Raw genomic sequence first — 22,979 nt, forward strand, 5'->3', positions numbered from 1 at the left:
CATGAACTCTGCAGGACAGACCACCCTTCGTCAGGAGCAGAGCGAGTTCAACGCCGCCCGCGCGGCCGAGAAGGCCGCATGCGCGAAACAGAACGCCGCGGCAACCCTCACCGTCGCGAGCCACGCCCTCGACGCCGCCGACTGCGCATTCCTCCTCCAGATGCTCGGCCTGGACACTCCGCCCGAGGACAAGTAGCTCCGCTTCGTTCCACTCAGCTCGGCTCGTCGAGGCAGATGACGCGGGCCGGTTGGTCGGTGATGAACGACTCCAGTGGTGTGGGGCAGCGGCTGGGGTCGGTGGTGCCGTCGAAGCGGGCGGCGACTCGCACCAGGGTGCCCGAACCCGAACGGTCGGCGCAGTCGACGGGGGTGATCGGATTGCTCTGGGTATCGACTCGAAGGCATTGGCCGACAACAACGTTGGCGGCGAAACACAGTGCGTTCGAACCGTCGGTGAGCACGAAGTAGTCGGAGTCCGCCAGTTTCTTCCCGTCCGGGCAGGTGCCGCCCGGACCGGGCTTGGCCGCCAGTTCGTAGACCGCCTCTCGGTCGCCGCACGGGGTGGGACGCAGGGTGTTGAGCCGGGCGTGGCGGTAGTCGGAGGCCGAGACGCAGTCGCCGACAACGAGATCGGTGTCATGGCTCGATGACTTTCCGGCGCGGGCGGCATTACCGGCCAGCCAGAGAACGAGCAGGACGACGCCCGCGATGATCAGCCCGGTTCCGCGACGCTTCGGGCGGTTAGCGGTGGCCGGAGGACCGGGATACACCGGAGCGGTCGGATATCCCGGAGCGGCTGGGGGTCCGGGGTGAGCGGGCACCGGGGAGGGTGCCATGGGCTTCGGCGCGGACTTCGAGCGTTGAACGAGTCCGACGATCAGCATGATCACCGCGGCCGCCGGGATCAGCAGGGTGCCAGCGATATACGCCGGTGACTTGGCCGAGTCGGCGGTGCTTGCCACCAGCACGGAAGCCTTGACCAGCAGAACACGCATTACCGCACCTCCTGCGTCGAGAACCTGGTGCCTGACACATGACGATGTTGCGGATTGCTTGAACCGATCGTGCCATCGCGGGCGCACAAAAAGGGCATTTCGCCCATAAATATGCCCTTCACCAGCACAAAGCCGCCGCGAGCCATTTCGGTTCGCGGCGGCTTCGCTCCTCGGCACGCCCTGACATGCCGGTGAAAGGTGTGCCGGAGGTCGGTCAGCGCTGGTTGGGCCGGTGGCCGTGATTCGCCTTCTTCTTGCGGCGGGCGCGCTTCTTGCTGGCACGTTTGGACATGGACTTCCTCTCGGGAGTGGTCGAATACATCAGGCGACGTGGGCGAGTTGGTTGCTCCACGCGGCCAGTCGCGTGCGGGCGCGCGAATTGCGCACCAGCGCAGCCGCATTCGAGGGCTGGGCGCCCTCGTAGTAACCGCCGTTGGTGACCGGCGTGCCGGGGGCGGCCAGGTGGACCAGGAGCGCGGCGGCGGCGTCGAGGGGGGCGGCGCGGTGGCTGCGCAAGCGGGGCAGGTCGATCTCGAAGTCGGCCGGATGCACGCTGAGCGAGGTCAATCCGTCCGGGCCCGTTTCGGCCAGCGAGCGGCTGAACATGGTCAGCGCCAACTTGGACTGCGCGTAAATGGCGAGGGGAGTGTAGATTCCGCGCCTGCGGTCCAGGTCGGAGTAGTCGATCGTGCCAGCGGCGTGCAGTTTCGAGGTGACGGTGACGACCCGGCCCCGGGCGGCCTCGAGCGCGGGCAGCAGTGCCATGGTCAGGCGCTGCGGCGCGAGATAGTTGACCTGGAAGGTCAATTCGTGCCCGTCCTCGGTGTGGGTACGCGCGTCGGGCGCGGCGATCGACGCGACATTGATCAGCGCGTCCAGCCGGTCGAATTCCGCGGCAAGAGTACGGCCGAGCTCGTCGACCTCGGCCAAGCGCGTGAAATCGGCCTGCACCATGCGTATTTGGCCGGGTCTGGCCGTGGCCTGCAATCGCTGCACGGTCTCATCGGCGTGATTCTTGTCCAGAATGTGCGCGATGACGGTGTCGCCATCGGCGATCACCCGCTGCGCCGTCGCGAAGCCGAGGCGGGTATCGGCCCCGGTCACGACGACGTCGCGGGTGCTGGACAGGGTTGCGGACATAGCTCTCCGATCGGGCGGGGTGTGGTTGCGCCGAGAATGGCGACGAATCCGCGCAAATACCTTGCGCGGCAGGAGATATGACGGGATCGATTACCTCGAACTCGGCGGCTCGTCCTCACTCTGGAACCCGAAGAGCTCCAGAGCAGACGGCAGGCCGACGATCACAGTCACACCTGAGATATCACCCCGCCCCGCAACCCCGGGCAAGCTTTGCGGCCCCGATTTGATGGATCCTTGACACCCGTTTGTTCCGAGCCGAGACGGCTAGGGACAGGGCGTTGACCTCACGACTGAAATGATGAGAGGATTTGAGTGTAATCATCTCACTGTCGAGAGGGGTTCCGGTGAACACCGTGGGAGCGCAGCAGCTGGTCGATCCGGTTGGAAACGGATCGCGATCGAGGTTCCCGGTGTCGCGGGAGAATCCGCATGCCGCGCTCATCGAGGACGTCAGGTGGTTCGGTGGGTCGCTGCTGTGGCCCTTCTTCGGGCAGTTGGCGTTGGATCAGGTGGCCTATCGGGAGATCGCCGCCGCGGTCGACCGCAGCGGGCAGTTCGCCGCGAATTTCACCGATCGTGGGCTGCGCAGCTTCGCGTTCACCGCGCTGTACCTGTTCGCCGATCCCACCGACGCGGCCGCGTTCACCGCCAAGTTGAAGTCGATGCACGGCGCGGTGCGTGGCCGCGGAACCGGTGAATTCGCCGACACTCGCTACAGCGCCCTGAATCCCGAGCTGTGGAAATGGGTCGCCGCCAGTGGGCTGAACCTCATGTACAAGGGCTACCTGCAGATAGCGGGCCGAGACCTGGACGCGACCGAGCGTGACATCGTCTACCAGACGCTCCGGTCGGTCCTGTCCACCCTCGAACTCCCCAGCTCCGCAACCACTTTGCCCGCCACCGCCGCCGAGCTCACCGCCTACTACGACGAGGTCGCCGCGACGAAGCTGGCCGACAATGGATTCCTCCAGCAGGCCCGTCAGCATTTCGACCACCTGCCGGTACCGATGCTGTTGTTCCCCAGAGTGATTCACCCCGCCGTACGGCCGCTCTGGCGCGCGGCCATCCCGGTGTTCGCGCGGCCCGCGAAGGTCTGTTCCGACGCCAATCAGCACCCCAGGATGCGAGAGCTGCTCGGTATCCGCTGGACTCGCGCCAATCAGGTCGAATACGCGCTCTACCGCGCGGTGCTGCACCTGGCCTGGCGCTATCTGCCCCGCCGCCTGACCCTGGATCCGCTGGCCTACAACCGATTCCGCTACGAGAAGATCCGCGACACTTACGCGAGCGCGCAACTGGATTCGTTCGCGGCCGCGTCCTGAGCCGCCGGTTTCGCCGACAACCAGCGGGCAGTCGGTTACGCGGTCAGCACTTCGATTCCGTACTGCTCCAGTTCATTACGCAGGGTGGCCGGGCCCGCGTCGTCGGTGATGAGGACGTCGATGTCTTCGATGGCGGCGAAGCGTACGAAGTCCTCGCGGCCGAGCTTGCTGGAGTCGGTGACGACGACCACGCGGTGGGCGGTTTTGATCATGGCGCGTTTGACCGCGCCCTCGTCGACGTCGGGGGTGGAGAGGCCGTGGCCGAGGGTGAGCGCGTTGGTGCCGATGAAGGCTACGTCGACGCGCAATTCGTCGAGGGCGCGCAGGGTTTGGGGGCCCACGGCCGCCTGGGTCAGGCCGCGGACGCGGCCGCCGAGCAGATGCACCTGGGCCCCGGGGTGTGCGGAGAGCCGGGTCGCGATCGGGAGTGAGTTCGTCACCGCCAGCAGTTCCCGGTCAGCGGGGAGCAGGGCGGCCACCCGCGCGGTGGTGGTGCCCGCGTCGAACAGGACGCTGCCGCCGGAGGGCGGCAGGAAATCCAAGGCCGCCTTGGCGATTCGATCCTTCTCCGGGGAGCGGCTGCCCTCGCGCTCGGTGGTGCCGAGCTCGAGGGCGGTCAGGGCGGCGGCCGGGACCGCGCCGCCGTGCACGCGGCGCACCAGGCCCATGCGGTCGAGGACGGCCAGATCACGGCGCACGGTCTCGGCGGTGACGTCGTACCGTTCGGCCAGATCGGTGACCGCCACGCGCCCGAGCTGCCCGACCAGGGTGGCGATGGCCTCCTGCCGCTCCTCGGCGTACATATCGCTCCTCCGCTACTCAGGCCCGGCTGTCCAGCACCGACTTGATCTCCGCCGCGGTGCGCGCCGTGTGCAGGCGCTCGACCTGTTCCTTGTCGATGAACACCTGGGCGATGCGATTCAACAGCGCCCGATGCTCGTCACCGTATCCGGCTATGCCGATGACGAATTCGACGGGCTTGCCGTTCCAGTCGATGGGTTCGGCATAGCGCACGAGCGAGAGTCCGGCCCGGCGGATACCGGCCTTGGCCTCATTGGTGCCGTGCGGAATCGCGAGCCCATTGCCCATATAGGTCGTGGTCAGGCGTTCCCGTTCGTGCATGGACGGAAGGTAGGACCGGTCGACCGCGCCCGCGGCGAGCAAGAGTTCACCCGCCTCGGTGATCGCGTCGGCGCTGGTACCGGCCGAACCGTCGAGCACGATGGAGCGCAGCGGCAGCACGTCGACGCTCGGCTCCGGTTCCGCCGCAACGGGTTCCGGCTCCTCGGCCGGGCCGTCACCGTTCGCGTGAGTCAACAGGGTGACGATCTCGTCGTAGCGCGGACTGTTCATGAAGTCCTCGACCGAGATGTGCAGGGCCGAGGGTGTCCGCGCTCGCGCCCGGTCGGCCAGATCCTGGTGCGTGACCACCACATCGTAGGTGTCGTCGAGGTTCGCGATGGCCCGATTGACCACCGTGACGTCGCCGCGGCCAGCGTCTCGAATCTTCTTGCGCAACACCGACGCACCCATGGCGGACGATCCCATGCCTGCGTCACAGGCGAAAACGATCGTGGAAATCGTCGAGTCGCCAGCACCACCCGAACCGCCCGATGCGCCGAGGAGTGCGGTGGACGCGATGGATCGCTTGCCCTTCATGGCCTCCATGGCGACGGTGGCCCGCCCCAGATCCGCTTCGCCGGTGGCCCGATCGGTCTTCAGCAGCAGGGCGGCGACCAGGAAGGTCACTGCCGCAGCGCAACTCACCGACAGCGTGACGCCGAGGTAGCTGCCGGTCGCGGTCTGCGCGAAGACCGCGATGATCGACCCGGGCGCGGCCGGTGCGCGCAGTCCGGAGTGGAACACCACATTGATGAAGACGCCGGTCATGCCGCCCGCGATGGTGGCCAGGATCAGCTTCGGCTTCATCAGCACGTACGGGAAGTAGACCTCGTGGATGCCGCCGATGAAGTGAATGAGCGCGGCACCGGGCGCCGAGCTCTTGGCCATCCCCTTGCCGAACATCCAAAAGGCCAGCAGCAGACCGAGACCCGGCCCGGGGTTGGCCTCGAGCAGGAACAGAATGGATTTGCCGTTCTGCGCGGCCTGGGTGGTGCCCAAGGGAGTCAGCACACCGTGATTGACCGCGTTGTTGAGGAACAGCACCTTCGCCGGTTCGATGAAGATCGAGGTCAGCGGCAGCAGGCCGTGATCGACGAGGAAGTTCACCACATTGCTGGCCACCCGGCTGAACGCGGAGACCAGCGGGCCGACGCCGAAGAACCCGCCGGTGGCGAGTATTCCGCCCGCGATACCGGCCGAGAAGTTGTTGACCAGCATCTCGAATCCGGGCCGAATCTTGCCGTCCCACAGGGCATCCAGCCGTTTGATGACCCAGCCGCCGAACGGTCCCATGATCATCGCGCCCAGGAACATCGGCACATCCGCGCCCGCGATCACGCCCATGGTGGCGATGGCGCCCACCACCGCGCCGCGGGTGTCGTAGACGAGTTTGCCGCCGGTGTATCCGATGAGGATCGGCAAGAGATAGGTGATGGTCGGGGCGACGATGCCGCCGTGCGCGTAGTCCCCCCAACCGCCGATGTGCGCGACCCAACTGCCCTTGCCCAGCAAATGCCCTGTGAGAGAAGTGATCCAGCCCTTCTCGATGAACAGGGCCGTGAGCAAACCCCAGGCGATGAATGCGCCGATATTCGGCATGACCATATTCGATAGGAACGAACCGACTCTCTGCACGCGCACCCGCGCGCCGATGCGGGACTCCGGTGAGGCGATGGACATCGTGACGACTTCCTCTGAACAACTCGAAGGCAATGTGACTCGGGCCACATTCCTTCAATTAGTAGACCGCAGAATCGGACACAATGGCAAGCAATCGGGCACAAATGGGCACGAATTCATGTGGCTTTACGCCCGTTTCGCGCTACGGTGACCTCGGAGGGGCACGCCCCGCCGGACAGCCACCCGGAAGGAACACCAGCCATGAAGGCGCTGCGCTACTACGCACCCGAGGATCTCCGGCTCGAGGAGATCCCCGAACCGGTCTGCGCCCCGGACGAGATCAAGCTCCGCGTTCGCAACTGTTCGACCTGCGGCACCGACGTCAAGATTCGTCACAACGGACACCAAAACCTCACGCCGCCACGCACTCTCGGCCATGAGATCGCCGGGGAGATCGTCGAAGTGGGCGCGGCGGTGAACGAGCGCCACGGCACCGACTGGCGCGTCGGCGATCGCGCGCAGGTCATCGCGGCGGTGCCGTGCGGGGAATGCCACGAGTGCCGCAAGGGCTGGATGGCGGTGTGCCAGAACCAGACCTCGGTGGGCTACCAGTACGACGGCGGGTTCGCCGAGTACATTCTCGTGCCGGAGCAGGTGTTGAAGATCAACGGGCTCAACCGGATTCCCGAGGGCGTCGGCTTTGCCGAGGCCTCGGCGGCGGAGCCGCTCGCCTGCGCGATCAATGCGCAGGAACTCCTCGGCATCGAGGCGGGTGACACCGTCGTCGTCTTCGGCGCGGGTCCGATCGGCTGCATGCACATTCGTATCGCCCGGGGCGTACACCGGTGCGGCCCCGTCTATCTCGTGGACGTCAATACCGACCGGTTGCAACTCTCAGCTGAGGCGGTCAAGCCCGACGAGGTGATCGACGCGTCCGCAGTGGATGTCGTGCGCCGGGTCATGGAACTGACCGGCGGCCGCGGGGCCGATGTGGTCATCACGGCCACCGCCGCCAACATCACCCAGGAGCAGGCCATCGCCATGGCCGCGCGCAATGGCCGCATCTCCTTCTTCGGCGGCCTGCCCAAGACCAAACCCACCATCGAATGCGACTCCAATGTGGTGCACTACCGCCAGTTGCACATTCATGGCGCCAACGGATCCGCGCCCGAACACAACAGGCGCGCGCTGGAATACATCTCGACGGGTCAGGTTCGGGTCGAGGATCTCATCACCCACACCGTGCCCCTGCCCGAGATCCTCGATGCCTTCCGCATTGTCGAGCAGGGTGCGGCCATCAAGGTGACCGTCGAACCCTGAATCCGGGGCGGCCCCGGATTCACTGCGCGATCCCGCTGCTCGGCGCGCTGCCGCACACTTCGAGGCCGACGACGCACATGTCGTCGTCGCTGTCGGCGTCGCTGTTGCCGAGCAGATGGTCCAGTCGATCGCCCAGGCAACCGTCGAAGCGGGCCGACTCGGTCAGCAGTCGCTGGACGCAGTCGTCCAGGGCGCGGCCGCGCCGTTCGATGAGGCCGTCGGTGTACAGCAGCAGGACATCGTCGGCCTCCAGTCGCATTTCGCCTTCCTCGTACTGTGTTTCGGCCACCGCGCCGAGGATCATGCCGTCGACGGCCGGGAGGGTCGATGCCGCGCCCGCGCGCACCAGCACCGGTGGCAGGTGCCCGGCCCGCGCCCAGCGCAAGACCCGGGTTTCCGGATCGTAGAGACCACAGACGACCGTGGCGAATATGGTGTCGTCGGGCTGATGGGCTACCTGATTGAGCCAATTGAGCATGTGGCCGGGCCCCACGCCGGTGGCAGCCAGACCGCGTAAGGCATTGCGCAGCACCACCATTCCGGTCGCCGCCGCGATACCGTGCCCGACAATGTCGCCGACCGAGACCAGAATCTGTTTCGACGCGAGCACGACGACGTCGTACCAGTCGCCCCCGACCAGATGATCCTGCTCGGTCGGCCGATAGCGCACCGCCGTCCGCAACCCGAAAATCTCGGTGGCGGGCTGGGTCTCGGGCATGATCGCCAGTTGGAGTCGGCGGGCGAGCTGGCTCTGTTCGGCCGCCTGTTCCTCGGTCCGGGTGAGCCGGTCGCGGGTGGCCGACAGGGCGATCTCGGTCCAATGTTGCGTCGAGGCATCCTGGTACACGCCGCGAACGGCGAGCAGGTTACCCGTGGGGTCGAGCACCGGCTCGGCGACAATCCGCACATGCCGGATGCCGCCGTCCGGCCGAACGATCCGGAAGGCGGCCGAGTCCGCCCGTCGATAACGCAGTACCGCGCGCAGGAATCGTTGCGCCGCTTGCGAGTCCGACGGCGCGACATAGAGGGGCAATTGACCGAACGGAATCGGGTCGGCGGTCGGCTCCAGCCCATACATCGCGAAAAGGTGCTCGCTCCAGATGATCTCGCCACTGGTCGCGTTCTCCTCGAAAGCGCCGACCCGGCCGAGCCGCTGCGCATGCCGCAGGAGCGCGGCCGAACGTTCCGCCACATCCCGAATGCGCCACACCACCAGGACCGCGTCCCCGTGGCGGCCGATGCTCAACCCGGCCGACACCGACCGCGGCATTCGCCCGGACAGCTCGGTGAGCGTGACGGGGTCGGCGCGATAGCTCGTCCCGGTGGCATAGACCCGCTCGATGCGCTCGAACAGCCGCTCCCGGCCGACGGAGATCGGATACGCCTCGGTCAGCGACGCGCCTTGGATCAGCTCGCGGGGTCGACCCGCCGGATCCAGGAAACACGCATTGAGATGATGGATTCGGAAGTCGACGAGCGCGCGCTCGGCGTCGTACGCGGGCACCAGCACCAGCGCCGGATCGAGGAGGTCGTCCGCCAACCGCGTTGCTTCGGCGGGCCCCTCCGCGCCGGGACCGCGCTCCGCGGCCGGATCCGAATCCAGTGTGTAGGAACATAGTTCGGCCAATGCCTCGAGCTGCCGGCGCATCCGCGGCGGATAGTCGCGCACCGGATGCGGCCAGCACACCTCGAGAATGCCGATCAGCCGCCCGCCGATACCGACCGGGAGCACGACCCGGCCCCCGCCGCCGCTGGCGATCGAGGGCAGGCCGGTCTCGTCGAGGTCATCGATCCACAGGGCATCCCGCCGACGCAGCGCCCGTCCGGCCGGGGTGTCCACACCCGGCGGCACATATCGCCACCGTCGGGCCTCGGATTCGCCGATACCGGCGAATCCCCGCAGGGTCAGCGATCCGTCGCCGCCCGCACCCCAGATCGCGATCGCCGTGGCACCCAAGGGCGAGACCGCCTGCGCGAGCATGGATTCCGCGACCCGCCGGGTGTTCGCGGCGGCCAGCGCCCCACTCTCGGTGGTGCGCAACCGTATCGCCGCCTCGGACCGCTCCGGTGCGGTGCCCGGCGTGAATTCGCCTACCACCGTGCTGATCTCGTCCCCCGCCACCTGGTTCACCAGATCGGCGGCGAACTCCAGCCGGGTCAGCCCCGCGCGCTCGGATAGCTGGTCCAGCTGTCGCGCGGCATCCGCCGGTGCACACCGAAACCGTTCCACGAGAATGCCTTTGGCCATCTCGATCACCGCGCGCGCATCCGCGCCCGCATGTGCCGCCCGGAGTTCGGACCGCAAGCGTTCCACCATGGCGGCGATCCGGGTGAGTTCGGATCCGATTTCGGGGCCGCCTTGTCGATCCTCACCAGCGGTCGCCGGTACCGGTTCGCCGCCGTGCTCGGAATCGGCCATCAAGCACTCAGCCAACGGCGGATGCACGCCAGCAAGAGATTCGCGTCGACCGGCTTGGTGACATAGTCGTTGGCGCCCGCGGCCAGGCTCTTGTCGCGATCCCCCAGCATGGCCTTGGCGGTCACGGCGATGATCGGCAGCTCGGCGTAGCGCGGGATCTCGCGAATGGCCGCGGTCGCGGTGTACCCGTCCATCTCGGGCATCATCACGTCCATCAGCACCAGGTCCACCTCGGGATGGGCGACCAGCATGTCCATGCCCTCACGACCGTTCTCGGCATGCACCACCTTCACGCCGTGCAGCTCCAGAATACTGCTGAGCGCGAACAGATTTCGGGCATCGTCATCGACAATGAGCACGGTCCGCCCGGACAGCTCGCCATCGGGCACCGCGGGCGCGGGAACCACGGCCTCCTCGCGCCGCACCAGCGGCGGCACATCGTCCGGAGCGTCCGCGGCGATATGCAGGGCGATGCGCTCACGCAGCTCGTCGAGACTGGTCAGCAGCTCCAGCGGCCGATGCGCCGCCCGCTCCCGCACACGTCGCTCCTGGTCGCCGTCGAGGCGACGGATGTGCGCCAGCACCGGCACCCGCGCCGAGGCCGCATCATCGTCGAGGAGGTCCAGGAAGCGCAGGGCGGTCTTGCTGGACATATCCAATTCCACGACGACGCAATGGAATACCTCGCCCGCCAGGGCCGCGGCGGCCTCCCGCATGCCGACCACGCTCACCACCCGGACCTGCCCGCGCGGATCATTGCGATAGGCGAGATCGGCGACGGCGCTCTCGGCGACCAGGGTCAGCAAACCGTGCGGCCGTTCCTCGATGACCAGCAGCCGACGCTGCGGGTTCGGACCCGAGCCACCCACCACCTCGGCCACCCCGGTCGGCACGGCATCGGACTCCGCATGCGGCATCTCTTGAAAATCCGGGCGCGCCACCGGCAGATACAGCGTGAAGGTGCTGCCCTGATCGACCGTGCTCTCGGCGATGATCGCACCGCCGAGCAGATAGGCGATCTCCCGGCTGATCGACAGCCCGAGCCCGGTGCCACCGTATTTGCGACTGGTCGTGCCATCGGCCTGCTGGAACGCGCCGAAGATCGATTCGAGCTGATGTTCGGCGATGCCGATCCCGGTGTCCACCACCCGGAAAGCCACGGCCGGGCCGTGGCGGCGCACGCCCGCGGGCAGCTCGGACGCTTCGGCGGGACCGATCCGCAGTTCCACCGACCCGGTTTCGGTGAACTTGACCGCATTGGACAGCAGATTGCTCAGCACCTGCCGCAATCGCGAATCATCGGTGAGCAATTCCGATGGCAGCCCCGACAGCGTCACGATCCGGAAGCCGAGATTCTTCTGGGTGGTCAAGGGCCGGAAGGTGGCCTCGACGTAATCCAGCAGTTTGCGCAGCGGCACCCGCTCCGGCGAGACGTCCATCTTGCCCGCCTCGACCTTGGACAGATCGAGGATGTCATTGATCAGCTGTAGCAGATCCGAACCGGCCGAATGAATGATGCTCGCGTATTCGACCTGTTTGGCGGTCAGATTGCGGCTGGGGTTCTGGGCCAGCAATTGCGCGAGGATCAGCAGGCTGTTGAGCGGGGTGCGCAGCTCATGGCTCATGTTCGCCAGGAACTCCGACTTGTATTTCGAGGCGAGCGACAGCTCCTGGGCGCGGGTCTCCAATTCCTGTCGGGCCTGCTCGATTTCGAGGTTCTTGGCCTCGATATCGCGGTTCTGCCGGGCCAACAGCGCGGCCTTCTCCTCCATTTCGGCATTGGACCGCTGCAGCTCCTCCTGGCGGACCTGCAATTCCTGTGAGCGAGCCTGCAATTCGGAGGTCAAGCGCTGGGATTCGACGAGCAGTTCATCGGTGCGGGCATTGGCGATGATGGTGTTGACATTGACGCCGATCGTCTCCATCAGCTGATCCAGGAAATCCCGGTGGATGCGGGTGAATCGATGCACCGACGCCAGTTCGATGACGCCGAGCACCTGATCCTCCACCACGATCGGCAGCACCAGCAGATTGACCGGCGCGGTCCGCCCCAGCCCGGAGGAGATGGTGACGTAATCGCCCGGCACCTCGTCGACGGCGATGGTGCGACGACTGCGCGCGGCCTGCCCGACCAACGACTGCCCGAAGGTGAAACGCCTTGCGCTGTCCGGCTTGTCGGGACTGCCGTAGGAACCGAGCAGCCGCAGCTCGGGCGGCTCGGCGGTCTCGTCGGCGAGATAGAACGCGCCGAACTGTGCCGACACCAGCGGCACCAGCTCGTCCATGATCAGCTCGGCGACCACCCGCAGATCCCGCGGGCCCTGCATGAGCCCGGAGATACGGGCGAGATTGGTCTTGAGCCAGTCCTGGTCCTGATTGGCCTTGGTGGTCTCGCGCAGGGACTCCACCATCGAGTTGATGTTGTCCTTGAGATCGGCGACCTCGCCCGAGGCCTCCACGGTGATCGACCGCGTCAGATCACCCTCGGCGACCGCGGAGGTGACCTCGGCGATCGCCCGCACCTGCCGGGTCAGGTTGCCCGCCAGCTCGTTCACGTTCTCGGTCAAGCGTTTCCAGGTGCCCGACACGCCCTCGACCTCGGCCTGACCGCCCAGCCGCCCTTCGGAACCCACCTCGCGCGCGACGCGGGTGACCTCGGCGGCGAACGCCGACAGCTGGTCGACCATGGTGTTGATGGTGGTCTTCAGTTCGAGGATCTCGCCCCGCGCGTCGACGTCGATCTTGCTGGTCAGATCGCCCTGCGCGACGGCGGTGGTGACCTGGGCGATATTGCGCACCTGGTTGGTCAGGTTGTTGGCCATGGAATTGACGTTGTCGGTCAAGTCTTTCCAGGTGCCCGCCACGTTCGGCACCCGGGCCTGACCACCCAGCATGCCCTCGGTGCCCACCTCGCGCGCGACGCGGGTGACCTCGTCCGCGAACGCCGACAGCGTGTCGACCATCGTATTGATCACCCCGGCCAGCGCCGCGACCTCGCCCTTGGCCTCGACCGTGATCTTCTGCCCCAGATCGCCGCGCGCCACGGCGGTGGCGACCTGGGCGATGGAGCGCACCTGGCTGGTGAGGTTGGACGCCATGACATTGACGTTGTCCGTCAGGTCTTTCCACGTGCCCGACGCGCCCCGAACGGTCGCCTGCCCGCCGAGGTTGCCCTCGGTACCGACCTCGCGCGCGACGCGAGTGACCTCGTCGGCGAACGACGACAACTGGTCGACCATCGTATTGATGGTCTCCTTGAGCTCGAGGATCTCCCCGCGCGCGTCGACGCGGATCTTCTGGGTCAGGTCACCGTCCGCGACCGCGGTCGTGACCTGGGCGATCGAGCGCACCTGCGCGGTGAGGTTGTCGGCCATGACATTCACCGATTCGGTGAGGTCCTTCCAGGTGCCGGAGACACCCTTCACATCGGCCTGCCCGCCCAGTCGCCCCTCGGTGCCCACCTCGCGCGAAACGCGGGTGACCTCGTCCGCGAACGACGACAGCTGATCGACCATCGTATTGATGGTGTTCTTCAACTCCAGAATCTCGCCCCGCGCATTGACATTGATCTTCTGCGTGAGGTCACCGCGCGCGACCGCCGTCGCGACCTGAGCGATGGAGCGCACCTGGGCGGTGAGATTGCCCGCCATGAAGTTCACCGAATCGGTGAGATCGCGCCAGGTCCCCGACACGCCCTTCACATCGGCCTGGCCGCCGAGGATTCCCTCGGTGCCCACCTCGCGCGAGACGCGGGTGACCTCGTCGGCGAACGACGACAGCTGATCGACCATCGTATTGATGGTGTTCTTCAACTCGAGGATCTCTCCCCGCGCGCTCACCGTGATCTTCTGCGACAGGTCACCACGCGCCACGGCGGTCGCGACCTGGGCGATATCGCGCACCTGACTGGTGAGGTTGCCGGCCATGGCGTTCACCGAGTCGGTGAGGTCCTTCCAGGTCCCCGACACCCCGGTGATCTCGGCCTGACCGCCGAGGCGCCCGTCCGTGCCGACCTCACGCGCGACCCTGGTCACCTCGGAGGTGAACAGCGACAGCTGATCCACCATGCCGTTGAACACGGTGGCGATCTCTCCGAGCAGCCCGTCGGCGTCGTTCGGCAGCCGGGTGCCGAAGTCCCCGTCCCGGACAGCGGTCAACCCCGCCAAGAGCTTTCGCAGTTCGACCTGATCGGCAGACCAAGCGACCGGCTGCGACGCCTGACGGTTGGGTGACACGTCTTTCGTCATCACATCCCACTCTGACCGGCACGGCCGTGCGGCCGTGGGCGGGCGGCGAGGTGCTGGTTTTGTGAACACCACAACCGAGATTGACTCTACGGGTCACCGCACCACGGCGCAGCAGACCCCTCGATTCGGCCAGGTCCAGCCGATCAGGCTCCTTCACCGGCCGGGCGCAACACGCCCGCGATCGCGGCCTCGAGGGTGTCGAACAGCGGCAGCACCGCATCCAGTCCGGTCACCTCGATCGGGCGGCGGACCTGGGGCGAGGCCACCACGCGAACCCCTTGGGGGCCGGTGGATTTCGACGCGACCAGCAGGGTGGTCAACCCGACCGAACCCATGAACTCGACCCCGGATAGATCCACCACCAGCTGTGCGCCGGGCACGGCGAGCTGCTCGAGCACCGTGTCCAGCTGCCCGGCCGAGGTGCTGTCGATCTCGCCGGTGGCCGAGACCACCTCGACACCCTCGATCCGACTGCGTGCCACCGTCAGCAATGGTAAGGACATTCCGCTCTCGGCCACCCTCGCTCCTCGAAAGCCTCGCCTCCATGTGCCGTCGGGTCAGCTCCACGGCGGCTCAAGTGTACGACCGTCGCCCGGCCGGTCGAACACGCTCCGGGAGCCGACTTTCGGCCAGGGGTTCGAAGGCGTCGCCGGTCAGGCGACCTGCGCCTTGCGCCGCTGTTCGCCCTCGGCCCGGGTGCGCAGCTCACTGAGCGTTCGGGTCAGCAGGCGTGACACGTGCATCTGCGAAACGCCTATGGCCCTGGCGATTTCGGCCTGGGTCCGCTCCTCGCCGAAACGCATGACCAGGATCTCGCGTTCCCGCTCGGGCAGTGCCGCGAGCGCCGGCGCCGCGGCCAGAGCGTCCTCGACGAGCGCGTAGCCGCGCTCGACGGTCGCGTACCGATCCAGCGGAGACGGCGCGGTGCCGCCGTCGTCCTGGGAAACCGTTGGGGTGTCGAGTGATTCGGCGTGATAGCAGTTGCCCGCGATCAGCGCCTGGGTGACCTCGGCCAGATCGACCTTCAGTTCCGCGGCCATTTCGCGGGCGGTGGGCTGGCGTCCCAGTCGCTGCGACAGCTCGGCGATCACCGGGGTGATGCGCTGCTGCAATTCCTTGGTCCGGCGCGGTACCCGCACCGCCCAGGTGCTGTCGCGGAAGTAGCGTCGCACCTCGCCCATGATGGTCGGCAGGGCGAACGACAGGAAGCTGGTGCCGTGGGACGGATCGAAGCGATCCACCGCGAGGATCACGCCGACCGCGGCGATCTGGGCCAGGTCCTCGGCGTCCACGCCGCGTCCGGCGTACCGGCGGGCAATGTGGTCGCCCAGGGGTAGACACCGGGCGATGATCTCCTCGCGGACCCGCTCGCGCTCGTCACTTCCGGCGGGAAGTTCGGCCAGCTCGCGCAGCTTGGGCTCGATGTTGTCGTAGGAATCGCCCGCGTGTTCACTCGACATTGCTTTCCCTCACTTCGAGTTATCAGCATTTCGTTGATCTTCGAGTTACCCGGCCTGCGCGCTCGGAAACACACATTCGAGAGCCTTATCACAGTCCAATCACAGTGAATATCAAGCAAATCGCGGGCTCGTCGTGAGCGCCCCGGCTAGCGCGCCAGCGCCTCGTCCAGGGTGTCGCTGAGCAGCAGCAGCTCGTGCAGTCCGGTGATCTCGATCGGGCGGCGGACCTGCGGGGACACCACGAGGCGCAGCCGCTTCGGGCTGATCTTCTCCGCCGCCTCGAGCAGGACGTTCAGACCGACCGACCCGATGAAACGCACACCCGACAAATCGATGACCGGCTCCTCGGCGGCGGCCAGCACCTCATCCAATACCTCCCGCAGCCGCGCCACCGACGTAATGTCGATCTCGCCCACCGCGGATACCACCGCGGTTCCGTTCGCGCTCGCACGCGACACGGTCAGCAATCGCGGCATCCCGCTTTCGGTCAACGCCCACTCCCTCGATCGGCCCGGTCACCATCATCCCTCGCGTCGACTACGCCGACGACTGAAACGTACTACTGTCAGATAGGAATACGTGTCGGCGCGACCCGTACCCTCCCCGATGTCCAGCTCATCGGTCACCGATTCCAGCAGCTTGCGGCTCAGGCTGTCCCCGCGCAGCAGCACGCGGCTTCTGGTCAGCCCCGAGATCTCGACCTCGATCCGGCGTCGGTCGTAGCGCAGCTCGCAGGCGATCTCGGAGCCCAATGCCGACGCCATCACGAACGCGGTGGCCACCTCGTCGATCGCCACCCGCATATCGGTGACCACATCGAGGGTGAAATCCGCCGTCAACAGCACGGTTTCGACCACCGACCGCAGCATCGGCAGCATTCCGGCCTGCGCGGCCACACTCACTCCCACGGCCCCGACCTGTGGGGACGGTTCGGCCTCCGCTCCGCCGCGAATCATCTCCGCCTTCCCCTGCCCGGGCACACCGCGATGGGCAACCCAATCGCCGGGGCCACTGTCATATCGTTCCTGTTCCTGCATGGTGCCACTGCCTCCTACAGCGCGTCCGAACTCTCCGTCGCTCTTCAAGGGATTAACCAGGACGGAACGTTCGACGCGTCCCCCGCGCGATCTTCCTCCATCATCGCCGTGACCGGCGCGAACCGCTCGCCCGCGCGACCGCGCGTAAACTGTCGCGGGAGTTGTCCGTCTGTGCCCTCGTGGAGGTGCTCACCTCATGACCGCTTCCGACGAAACGCCCAACACCGCCGACGGTTTCGTGCACCCCGCCTATTTCTACCGCGGGTCCGAGGAGTATCTGCGCGGTACCGTCGGCTTCATTCGCGAGGGTCTGGCCCAGGGTGAGCCGGTGGCGGTCTCGGTGCCCACGGACAATCTGGCGCTGATTCGCGCGGCGCTCGGCGACGACGCCGATTCGGTGCGACTGCTGGACATGACGGTCGAGGGTCGCAATCCGGGCCGGATCATTCCCGGCGTCCTGCGCGCCTTCGCCGACGCGCACCCCGACACCCGGGTCCGCATTATCGGCGAGCCGATCTGGGCCGAGCGCTCACCGCTGGAGTATCCGGCGTGTGTGCAGCACGAGGCGCTGATCAACGCGGCCTTCGCCGGTCGCGACGTGACCATCCTGTGCCCCTACGACCTGGCCACACTGTCGGCGCGGGCCATCGCCGACGCCTTCCTCACCCACCCGACCGTGATCGAGGACATCGGTGAGACCGCCAGTGGCGATTACGATCCCGACCGGGTCGTGGACGAGTACAACCGCCCGCTGCCGCCGCCGCCCGAGACCGCGCAGACCCTGGCCTTCGACACCGCCACCGTGGCCACCGCACGGCACACGGCGGTCGCCTACGCCCGGCAGCGCGGCATGAGCGAGCAGCGGGTCATGGATCTGGAATTGATCATCGGTGAAGCCACCACCAATTCGGTGCTGCACGGCGGCGGGCGGGGAGTACTCGCCTATTGGATCGAAGGCTCCCAATTCTGTTGTCAGGTCCACGATTCCGGCCACATCACCAATCCGCTGGCGGGTCGCCTCCCCGCGCCGCTGCGGACACCCGGCGGGCGCGGGCTGCTGCTGATCAACCAGTTGGCCGATCTGGTCCGCCTGCACACCGCCGATCAGGGAACGACGCTGCGCATTCACCTCCCGCTCGCCGCGGCCGCGTGAAGCCGGTTTCGCGGCCCAGGCGTGTCACTGGCCGATTCCCGCTGGTGGACGCGCGACCATAGGGGCTGACAACCGGCGTCGGAACTGGTAGGAGGCGTAATGCTCGCACTGGGATTCTTCGGCTGGATCATTATCGGCGGCCTGGCCGGGTGGATCGGCAGCAAGATCATGGGAACGGACGCCCAGCAGGGCGTGATCCTCAATATCGTGGTCGGCGTGGTCGGCGGCCTGCTGGGCGGATTCCTGCTCAAGCTGCTGGGCGTGGACGTCCACGGCGGCGGACTGATCTTCAGCTTCCTCACCTGCCTGCTCGGCGCGGTGCTGCTGATCTTCATCCTCGGCAAGCTCACCGGCCGCCGCTAACGCTCGAACGCCCCGGCCACCACTCCGGCCGTGAACGAATCCCACTGGCCCGCCGCGAAAACCAGCGCCGGACCGGTGGGATTCTTCGAATCCCGCACCCCCACAGCGCCTTCCCCGAGCCACGCCACCTCGACGCAATCCCCTTGGCTCCCACTGTGACTGCTCTTGAACCACGCGGCTTCGTGTAGCTCAGCGTTGGCCATGTTCGTACTCCTTGATGACCCGACGAATCAGTTCCCGGGTCGGTCCGTCCTCCAGCGTGGCGCTGCGAATTGCCGCGGCAAGTTCACTGTATAACCGGACCTCGTCGGGCTTTTCGAGGTAGACGTCCTGGGTCGGACCGCCTTCGATGTACACGATCGGGGGTTCGGCGCGTTCACCGTCGGATTCGAACTCGAGCAGGGTGAACGAACCGCGCGGCATACCCCACGTCAGCCCGGCCGTGAACGGGTGGATCCGCACCCGCACGTTGGGCAGCTTGGAGACCTCGGCGAGATGCCGCAGCTGCGCGGCCATGATCGACCGACCACCGATCACCCGATGCAACGCGGATTCGTGCAACAGCACCTCCAACTCGATGGGGTGGGTCTTGCGAGTGACGATGACCTGCCGCCTCATTCGATGCTCAACCCTGCGATCGATGTCGGCGCGGCTGGTGAATCCGGGATACGCGCCGATCACGGCCCTGGCGTAGTCGGCTGTTTGCAGAAGTCCGGGTATGTGTTCGTGATAGGTGGTCAGTCGGCTCGCGGCGACCTCGAGGCCGGTGTACATATTGAACGCCTCGGAGTACAGCCCGCCGTATGCGTGGTACCAACTCTGAGTCCGCGCGATCGCCGCCAAATCCATTGCGGCACGCAGTTCGCCGGAACCGACCCCGTAGACCTCGCACAGCGCACGCACGTCTTGTTTGCGCACTTTCTGCGTTTGCCCGGCCTCGATTCGCTGCAATGCGGACGCGGAGAGATCCGCGAGCTTGGCCGCCGCCGCGATCGTGAAGCCGTTCGCCTCCCGGCACTCCCGCAAAAAGCGACCGAGTTGCCGTCTGGGCAAGGTAGAACCCGAGGCACCGTCCGTCTCGTCGTTGTCATCGCCGCTGGCCATGCCGACTTCCCTCATCATCGAAACCGGGTGGATCAGGTCACGAAATCGGGTGCTGCGGACACCATTATCGGGTATCGCGGTGGGTCTTCGGGTGACTTTCGATCGGGTACCCGATTTTGCGACACCCGGTCCTGTGCCGGTGGTGTGCTGAAAGCTCCACTGCGACAGGGAGGAAGATCGCGATGTCCGGCGAGAACCCGTGGTCGGTGCAGTCGATTATCGAGCGGATCGAGGGTCGCCATGCCGTGCGATGACCTCGAGTCGATCGAGTTGCAGGTGATCGAGGATGTGCTCGACACCGTGGAGACCCGCATTCGGGAGATGGAGCGGTGCGGGTGGCGATTGACCGTGCCGCGCTCGCGGGTTTACGCGGCGGTTCTACTGGCGGTCGTGGTGAGCGCGCGGGAGGCGCATCGCGTTCCGGCGACGCTCGACCATGCCGCCATTCTGGATGAAATCCTCGATGGCGCAGAACCTTTCGGAGATCCGAGGGCTCGGCAACCGATCGAGGACACCATCCGCGGCTATGCCACACCAGTGAACTGAGCGCCCGACCTCATCTGGCGAACTGGAGCGCCATGGTCGCCGCAGCGGGGACGAGGTAGAGGACCGGGAAGATGGCCGAGCCCGCGTGACCGGCGCGGATGGAGGTGGCCGATGCGCCGAGGAAGTAGAGAATGAGGCAGATGGCGGCCGCGATGCCGATCGGTGGGAGGAAGAAGCCCACGATCAGGCCCAGTGCGCCAGCGGATTTGGCCAGGGCCAGCCAGTTCCACCACGAGGCGGGGACGCTGTACTGCTCGAGCGGTTCGACCACGAACTGCTTGCGGGTGAACAGGGAGAAGCCGGAGAAACCAATCCACAGTGCCGCAACGACTCCGACGACGTGGTACGCGATATTCATGGTGTTCTTTCCTTTGCGAGTCATCTCGAACAAGAACACCGTCGCACTCGCCGAGGGCGCGGCGTAGTGCGCGCGTCACGACCTCGATGTGCAAAACGCACGGGCTAGGGTCGGAATCGTGCTGAATCCACCGGATGGCTTTCGTGAGGACGATCTGGCTCGGGTATTGCGGGAGAGCTGGGGGATCGTGGCGGACCGACTCGAGTATCGGGCGGTCGGGTTCGGCAGCCACCACTGGGAGGTGGGCAGCGGCGGCACGCGGTGGTTCGTCACCGTGGACGAGGCGCGGTCGGTCGATTTCGAAGCGCTCGCGGGGGCTTTGGAGACCGCTATCCGGTTGCGCGACAACGGGTTCGAGTTCGTCATCGCACCGAAGCCGACGCTCGACGGGCGGTCGATCGCGGCGCTCGGCATGGAGTTCGCGGTTTCGCTGTATTCCCATATCGACGGCGAGGGCTTCACTTTCGGCGAATACCGGGACGGCGACCATCTGAATGCCGTGTTGGACATGCTCGTCGCGCTGCACACCTCCCCACCGGAGTTGTGGTCGGCGGCGCCGATCGACGAATTCGAGATCGACCGCCGCAAGAAACTCGACCGGGAACTCGAGAATCCCTGCGGCACCGACGAAGTGACCGGTCCATACACCCTGCGCGCAGTCCGTCTGATCGCCGAACACCGCGACCACATCCGACGCGCACTCGACCGCTACGACGGCTACACCGACCTCGCGCGCTCCCGACCCGACCGCGCGGTCCTCACCCACGGTGAACCGCACGCCGCCAACACCATGCGCATACGGTCAGGACCAATGCACACACCCGCCGGATTCGTCCTCATCGACTGGGAGTCCGCGCGCATCGCCCCACCCGAGCGCGACCTCTGGGACCTCTCCCCCGCCGACGGCACCGCCCAGCGCGAATACACCGCCCGCACCGGACGCACGCTAATCCCCGACCTGCTCGAGATGTACCGTCTCCGCTGGGATCTGACCGAGGTCGCCCTCTACCTCCACACGTTCCGAAACCCCCACGGCGACACCGAGAACGACCGCGTGAGCTGGGACGGCCTCGTCGAGTCACTCGAAGCCTTGTCGCACCGGTGACCGCACCCCCTTCCGGACGCGACCGAATGCCGCCCAGGCTCGGTGCGATCTCCTCGCCGAGCCGGTGCACGGACTCCTCGACCGCTTCCAGAGGCAGCCCACCCCAATCCACCAAGGCCTGAACCCGATCGAACCGCGCCCACCAGGAGCCAGGAGTAGTACGCACGACAGCCCGGCCGCCATCGCGTGGTGACCGGGCTGTGCGCGAAGGGTTTACGAGGAGAGCTTCACCTCGCCGTTGGTAGCCGGTTCGGTTTTCAGGGCGGGAAGCAGGGATTCGCGGGCCATCGAGGTGAGGGTGCCCGCCTGCTGGATGATTTCGGCCAGGGCCGAGGTGACGCCCTGCGCGCCGTTGAGGACGGTGAACTGGCCGACGTGCTCGAACGGTTTGGCCGCTGCCGCAACGATTTCCGGCAGATTCTCGGCCACCTGCTGGGCGATCACCGCCTCCTGGTTCTTGCTCATCGCCTCGGCACGCTGCTGAATGCCCGCCGCCTCGGCCGCCATGCGGGCGCGGACCGCCTCGGCCTCGGCGAGACCGCGCGCCTGGATGGCGTCGGCCTCGGCCTGACCGGTCAGGCGGGTGGCCTCGGCCTGCGCGGCGGCACGGACCTTGATGGACTCGGCCTCGGCCTGGGCCTGCAATTTCGTCTGGGCCGCAGCGGCTTCGGCGCGCAGGCGGGTTTCCTGGGCGTCGGCCTCGGCCTGGCTGATGCGGGCGTCGCGGGAGGCGGCGGCCAGGGTGGTCTGGCGGTAGGCCTCGGCGTCGGCGGGCTTACGGATCTCGACCTGGAGCTGCTGCTCCTTCTGCTGGGCCTCGAGCTGCGCGACCCGGGTGGCCACCTCGACCACGGCCTGGCGCGCGGTGGCCTCGGCCAGCGGACCCTGCTGCTGGGCTTCCTTGGTGGCCCGGTCCACCTCGGCCTGGTAGCCCGCCTTCTTGATCTGGGTGTCGCGCACCGACAGCGCCACCTGCGCCTGGGCGGCCTGCTCCTGCGCGATGGCCTCGCGCTCGGCCAGGGCGCGCGCGATGCGGGCGTGCTGCTCGACCTCCGCCTGATGCGGAACCGCCAGGTTGGCAATGTAATTCGACTCGCTGGCAATGGACTGGATCTGGAAGGAGTCGATCACCAGACCGAAGGACTCCATCTCGTGCGAGCAGCGATCCCGGACCTGTTCGGAGAACTTGTCCTGATCACTGATCATGTCCTCCACGGTCATCGAGCCCGCGATGGCGCGCAGGTGACCGATGAAGACGTTCTGCACCTTGGTCTCGAGCTCGTCGGCGGGCCGATCCAGGAAGCGGCGGGCCGCATTGGCGATGGAGGCGTAATCATCACCGACCTTGTACATGACCACGCCGGTGAGCTGCAGGTTGATCTTCTGGCGGCTCACGCACGGCACCACGATCTGGGATTCGTGCGCCTCCAACGAGATTCGGCGGACCTTGGTGAGCCCGGGGGCGACCAGGCAGCCGCGTCCGGTGACAATGCGGAACCCCATGCTCTCACCCGACCCGCCCGGCCCGGTTCCGGCTCGAAAGCCCGAGATGATCAGCGCCTCATCGGGTTCGGCGACCCGCCAGGCCATTCGGAAGAGCGTGACCAGCACGACCAGCGCGAGCAGTGCGATCCCGACCATCACAAAGACCAGGACATCCACGATGCA

The 22,979-nt window shown here is 66.8% G+C and carries 22 protein-coding genes; 7 read left to right on the top strand and 15 right to left on the bottom strand.

Translation table 11 applies throughout. The features are described 5' to 3' along the window. Nucleotide 1: 1 nt before the first annotated feature. Nucleotides 2-196 (top strand): hypothetical protein, encoded by a 195-nt coding sequence (locus VMT40_RS19575; RefSeq protein ID WP_326359810.1) that lies wholly within the window; start codon nt 2-4, stop codon nt 194-196. Nucleotides 197-212: 16 nt separating this feature from the next. On the opposite strand, the gene VMT40_RS19580 is transcribed toward VMT40_RS19575, so the two are convergent. The 3 genes from VMT40_RS19580 to VMT40_RS19585 form a co-directional block, all read right to left on the bottom strand. Beyond that, nucleotides 213-995, bottom strand: coding sequence for an LppU/SCO3897 family protein (locus tag VMT40_RS19580; RefSeq protein ID WP_326359812.1), 783 nt, complete (start codon nt 993-995; stop codon nt 213-215). 214 nt (nt 996-1,209) lie between these two features. Further along, a complete protein-coding gene (locus VMT40_RS39395; protein ID WP_442790011.1) occupies nt 1,210-1,317 on the bottom strand; it encodes a 50S ribosomal protein bL37 in 108 nt (35 codons plus the stop codon). After that, a complete protein-coding gene (locus tag VMT40_RS19585; protein WP_326359813.1) occupies nt 1,317-2,135 on the bottom strand; it encodes an SDR family NAD(P)-dependent oxidoreductase in 819 nt (272 codons plus the stop codon). Before VMT40_RS19585 ends, VMT40_RS39395 begins: the two co-directional genes overlap by 1 nt. A gap of 353 nt (nt 2,136-2,488) precedes the next feature. Between VMT40_RS19585 and VMT40_RS19590 the strand changes: the two genes are divergently transcribed. Then, complete coding sequence (locus VMT40_RS19590; protein WP_442790026.1) at nt 2,489-3,457, top strand: oxygenase MpaB family protein; 969 nt, start codon at nt 2,489-2,491, stop codon at nt 3,455-3,457. 35 nt (nt 3,458-3,492) lie between these two features. On the opposite strand, the gene VMT40_RS19595 is transcribed toward VMT40_RS19590, so the two are convergent. Further along, complete coding sequence (locus VMT40_RS19595) at nt 3,493-4,260, bottom strand: DeoR/GlpR family DNA-binding transcription regulator (RefSeq protein WP_326359815.1); 768 nt, start codon at nt 4,258-4,260, stop codon at nt 3,493-3,495. A 16-nt stretch (nt 4,261-4,276) separates the two neighbouring features. Beyond that, entirely contained in the window at nt 4,277-6,259 is a 1,983-nt protein-coding gene (locus VMT40_RS19600) for a PTS mannitol transporter subunit IICBA (protein ID WP_326359817.1), read from the bottom strand. 201 nt (nt 6,260-6,460) lie between these two features. Here VMT40_RS19600 and VMT40_RS19605 point away from each other — a divergent pair, with 201 nt between their 5' ends. Next, nucleotides 6,461-7,519: a zinc-dependent dehydrogenase gene (locus VMT40_RS19605; protein ID WP_326359819.1), complete on the top strand. Its 1,059-nt coding sequence runs from the start codon at nt 6,461-6,463 to the stop codon at nt 7,517-7,519. Between the two features lie 19 nt (nt 7,520-7,538). Here the strand turns inward: VMT40_RS19605 and VMT40_RS19610 are convergent, their stop codons facing one another. The 6 genes from VMT40_RS19610 to VMT40_RS19635 all read right to left on the bottom strand — a co-directional run bounded on the left by VMT40_RS19610 (nt 7,539) and on the right by VMT40_RS19635 (nt 16,682). Next, nucleotides 7,539-9,938 carry a SpoIIE family protein phosphatase gene (locus VMT40_RS19610; RefSeq protein WP_326359820.1) on the bottom strand — a complete coding sequence of 800 codons (2,400 nt, stop codon included), beginning with the start codon at nt 9,936-9,938 and terminating at the stop codon, nt 7,539-7,541. Then, nucleotides 9,938-14,185, bottom strand: coding sequence for a HAMP domain-containing protein (locus VMT40_RS19615; RefSeq protein ID WP_326359821.1), 4,248 nt, complete (start codon nt 14,183-14,185; stop codon nt 9,938-9,940). Before VMT40_RS19615 ends, VMT40_RS19610 begins: the two co-directional genes overlap by 1 nt. Nucleotides 14,186-14,328: 143 nt before the next feature. Further along, the gene (locus tag VMT40_RS19620; protein WP_326359822.1) at nt 14,329-14,667 is read right to left on the bottom strand and encodes an STAS domain-containing protein; all 339 of its coding nucleotides are present in this window, start codon (nt 14,665-14,667) and stop codon (nt 14,329-14,331) included. 171 nt (nt 14,668-14,838) lie between these two features. Beyond that, the gene (locus tag VMT40_RS19625; protein WP_326359823.1) at nt 14,839-15,645 is read right to left on the bottom strand and encodes a SigB/SigF/SigG family RNA polymerase sigma factor; all 807 of its coding nucleotides are present in this window, start codon (nt 15,643-15,645) and stop codon (nt 14,839-14,841) included. Between the two features lie 146 nt (nt 15,646-15,791). Next, a complete protein-coding gene (locus VMT40_RS19630) occupies nt 15,792-16,136 on the bottom strand; it encodes an STAS domain-containing protein (protein WP_326359824.1) in 345 nt (114 codons plus the stop codon). A 30-nt stretch (nt 16,137-16,166) separates the two neighbouring features. Further along, nucleotides 16,167-16,682 carry an anti-sigma factor gene (locus tag VMT40_RS19635; RefSeq protein WP_326359826.1) on the bottom strand — a complete coding sequence of 172 codons (516 nt, stop codon included), beginning with the start codon at nt 16,680-16,682 and terminating at the stop codon, nt 16,167-16,169. A gap of 196 nt (nt 16,683-16,878) precedes the next feature. Between VMT40_RS19635 and VMT40_RS19640 the strand changes: the two genes are divergently transcribed. After that, a complete protein-coding gene (locus VMT40_RS19640) occupies nt 16,879-17,835 on the top strand; it encodes a sensor histidine kinase (RefSeq protein WP_326359828.1) in 957 nt (318 codons plus the stop codon). A gap of 99 nt (nt 17,836-17,934) precedes the next feature. Further along, nucleotides 17,935-18,198 (top strand): GlsB/YeaQ/YmgE family stress response membrane protein, encoded by a 264-nt coding sequence (locus VMT40_RS19645; protein WP_326306399.1) that lies wholly within the window; start codon nt 17,935-17,937, stop codon nt 18,196-18,198. Here the strand turns inward: VMT40_RS19645 and VMT40_RS19650 are convergent. Further along, nucleotides 18,195-18,401, bottom strand: coding sequence for a DUF397 domain-containing protein (locus VMT40_RS19650; protein ID WP_326359830.1), 207 nt, complete (start codon nt 18,399-18,401; stop codon nt 18,195-18,197). The two genes, VMT40_RS19645 and VMT40_RS19650, sit on opposite strands and share 4 nt — an antisense overlap. Continuing rightward, a complete protein-coding gene (locus tag VMT40_RS19655; RefSeq protein WP_326359831.1) occupies nt 18,388-19,302 on the bottom strand; it encodes a helix-turn-helix domain-containing protein in 915 nt (304 codons plus the stop codon). Before VMT40_RS19655 ends, VMT40_RS19650 begins: the two co-directional genes overlap by 14 nt. Nucleotides 19,303-19,542: 240 nt before the next feature. Here VMT40_RS19655 and VMT40_RS19660 point away from each other — a divergent pair, with 240 nt between their 5' ends. Then, nucleotides 19,543-19,848, top strand: coding sequence for a hypothetical protein (locus VMT40_RS19660; RefSeq protein ID WP_326359833.1), 306 nt, complete (start codon nt 19,543-19,545; stop codon nt 19,846-19,848). A 10-nt stretch (nt 19,849-19,858) separates the two neighbouring features. On the opposite strand, the gene VMT40_RS19665 is transcribed toward VMT40_RS19660, so the two are convergent. Continuing rightward, nucleotides 19,859-20,206, bottom strand: a complete 348-nt coding sequence (locus tag VMT40_RS19665; RefSeq protein WP_326359834.1) for a DoxX family protein — start codon at nt 20,204-20,206, stop codon at nt 19,859-19,861. Between the two features lie 118 nt (nt 20,207-20,324). Between VMT40_RS19665 and VMT40_RS19670 the strand changes: the two genes are divergently transcribed. Continuing rightward, nucleotides 20,325-21,311, top strand: coding sequence for a phosphotransferase (locus VMT40_RS19670; RefSeq protein WP_326359835.1), 987 nt, complete (start codon nt 20,325-20,327; stop codon nt 21,309-21,311). Nucleotides 21,312-21,524: 213 nt separating this feature from the next. Here VMT40_RS19670 and VMT40_RS19675 read toward each other — a convergent pair whose 3' ends face one another. Continuing rightward, nucleotides 21,525-22,973, bottom strand: a complete 1,449-nt coding sequence (locus VMT40_RS19675) for a flotillin family protein (RefSeq protein ID WP_326359836.1) — start codon at nt 22,971-22,973, stop codon at nt 21,525-21,527. Nucleotides 22,974-22,979: the final 6 nt, after the last annotated feature.

This window comes from Nocardia sp. CDC160 (assembly GCF_035818795.1).
Taxonomy (GTDB): Bacteria; Actinomycetota; Actinomycetes; order Mycobacteriales; family Mycobacteriaceae; genus Nocardia.

Coding starts and splice junctions, on each gene's coding strand:
- VMT40_RS19660 (WP_326359833.1), top strand. CDS start 19,543: ATGCCGTGCGATGACCTCGAGTCGATCGAGTTGCAGGTGATCGAGGAT.
- VMT40_RS19610 (WP_326359820.1), bottom strand. CDS start 9,938: ATGGCCGATTCCGAGCACGGCGGCGAACCGGTACCGGCGACCGCTGGT.
- VMT40_RS19655 (WP_326359831.1), bottom strand. CDS start 19,302: ATGGCCAGCGGCGATGACAACGACGAGACGGACGGTGCCTCGGGTTCT.
- VMT40_RS19645 (WP_326306399.1), top strand. CDS start 17,935: ATGCTCGCACTGGGATTCTTCGGCTGGATCATTATCGGCGGCCTGGCC.
- VMT40_RS19585 (WP_326359813.1), bottom strand. CDS start 2,135: ATGTCCGCAACCCTGTCCAGCACCCGCGACGTCGTCGTGACCGGGGCC.
- VMT40_RS19600 (WP_326359817.1), bottom strand. CDS start 6,259: ATGTCCATCGCCTCACCGGAGTCCCGCATCGGCGCGCGGGTGCGCGTG.
- VMT40_RS19640 (WP_326359828.1), top strand. CDS start 16,879: ATGACCGCTTCCGACGAAACGCCCAACACCGCCGACGGTTTCGTGCAC.
- VMT40_RS19650 (WP_326359830.1), bottom strand. CDS start 18,401: ATGGCCAACGCTGAGCTACACGAAGCCGCGTGGTTCAAGAGCAGTCAC.
- VMT40_RS19605 (WP_326359819.1), top strand. CDS start 6,461: ATGAAGGCGCTGCGCTACTACGCACCCGAGGATCTCCGGCTCGAGGAG.
- VMT40_RS19580 (WP_326359812.1), bottom strand. CDS start 995: ATGCGTGTTCTGCTGGTCAAGGCTTCCGTGCTGGTGGCAAGCACCGCC.
- VMT40_RS19615 (WP_326359821.1), bottom strand. CDS start 14,185: ATGACGAAAGACGTGTCACCCAACCGTCAGGCGTCGCAGCCGGTCGCT.
- VMT40_RS19575 (WP_326359810.1), top strand. CDS start 2: ATGAACTCTGCAGGACAGACCACCCTTCGTCAGGAGCAGAGCGAGTTC.
- VMT40_RS19625 (WP_326359823.1), bottom strand. CDS start 15,645: ATGTCGAGTGAACACGCGGGCGATTCCTACGACAACATCGAGCCCAAG.
- VMT40_RS19595 (WP_326359815.1), bottom strand. CDS start 4,260: ATGTACGCCGAGGAGCGGCAGGAGGCCATCGCCACCCTGGTCGGGCAG.
- VMT40_RS39395 (WP_442790011.1), bottom strand. CDS start 1,317: ATGTATTCGACCACTCCCGAGAGGAAGTCCATGTCCAAACGTGCCAGC.
- VMT40_RS19635 (WP_326359826.1), bottom strand. CDS start 16,682: ATGCAGGAACAGGAACGATATGACAGTGGCCCCGGCGATTGGGTTGCC.
- VMT40_RS19665 (WP_326359834.1), bottom strand. CDS start 20,206: ATGAATATCGCGTACCACGTCGTCGGAGTCGTTGCGGCACTGTGGATT.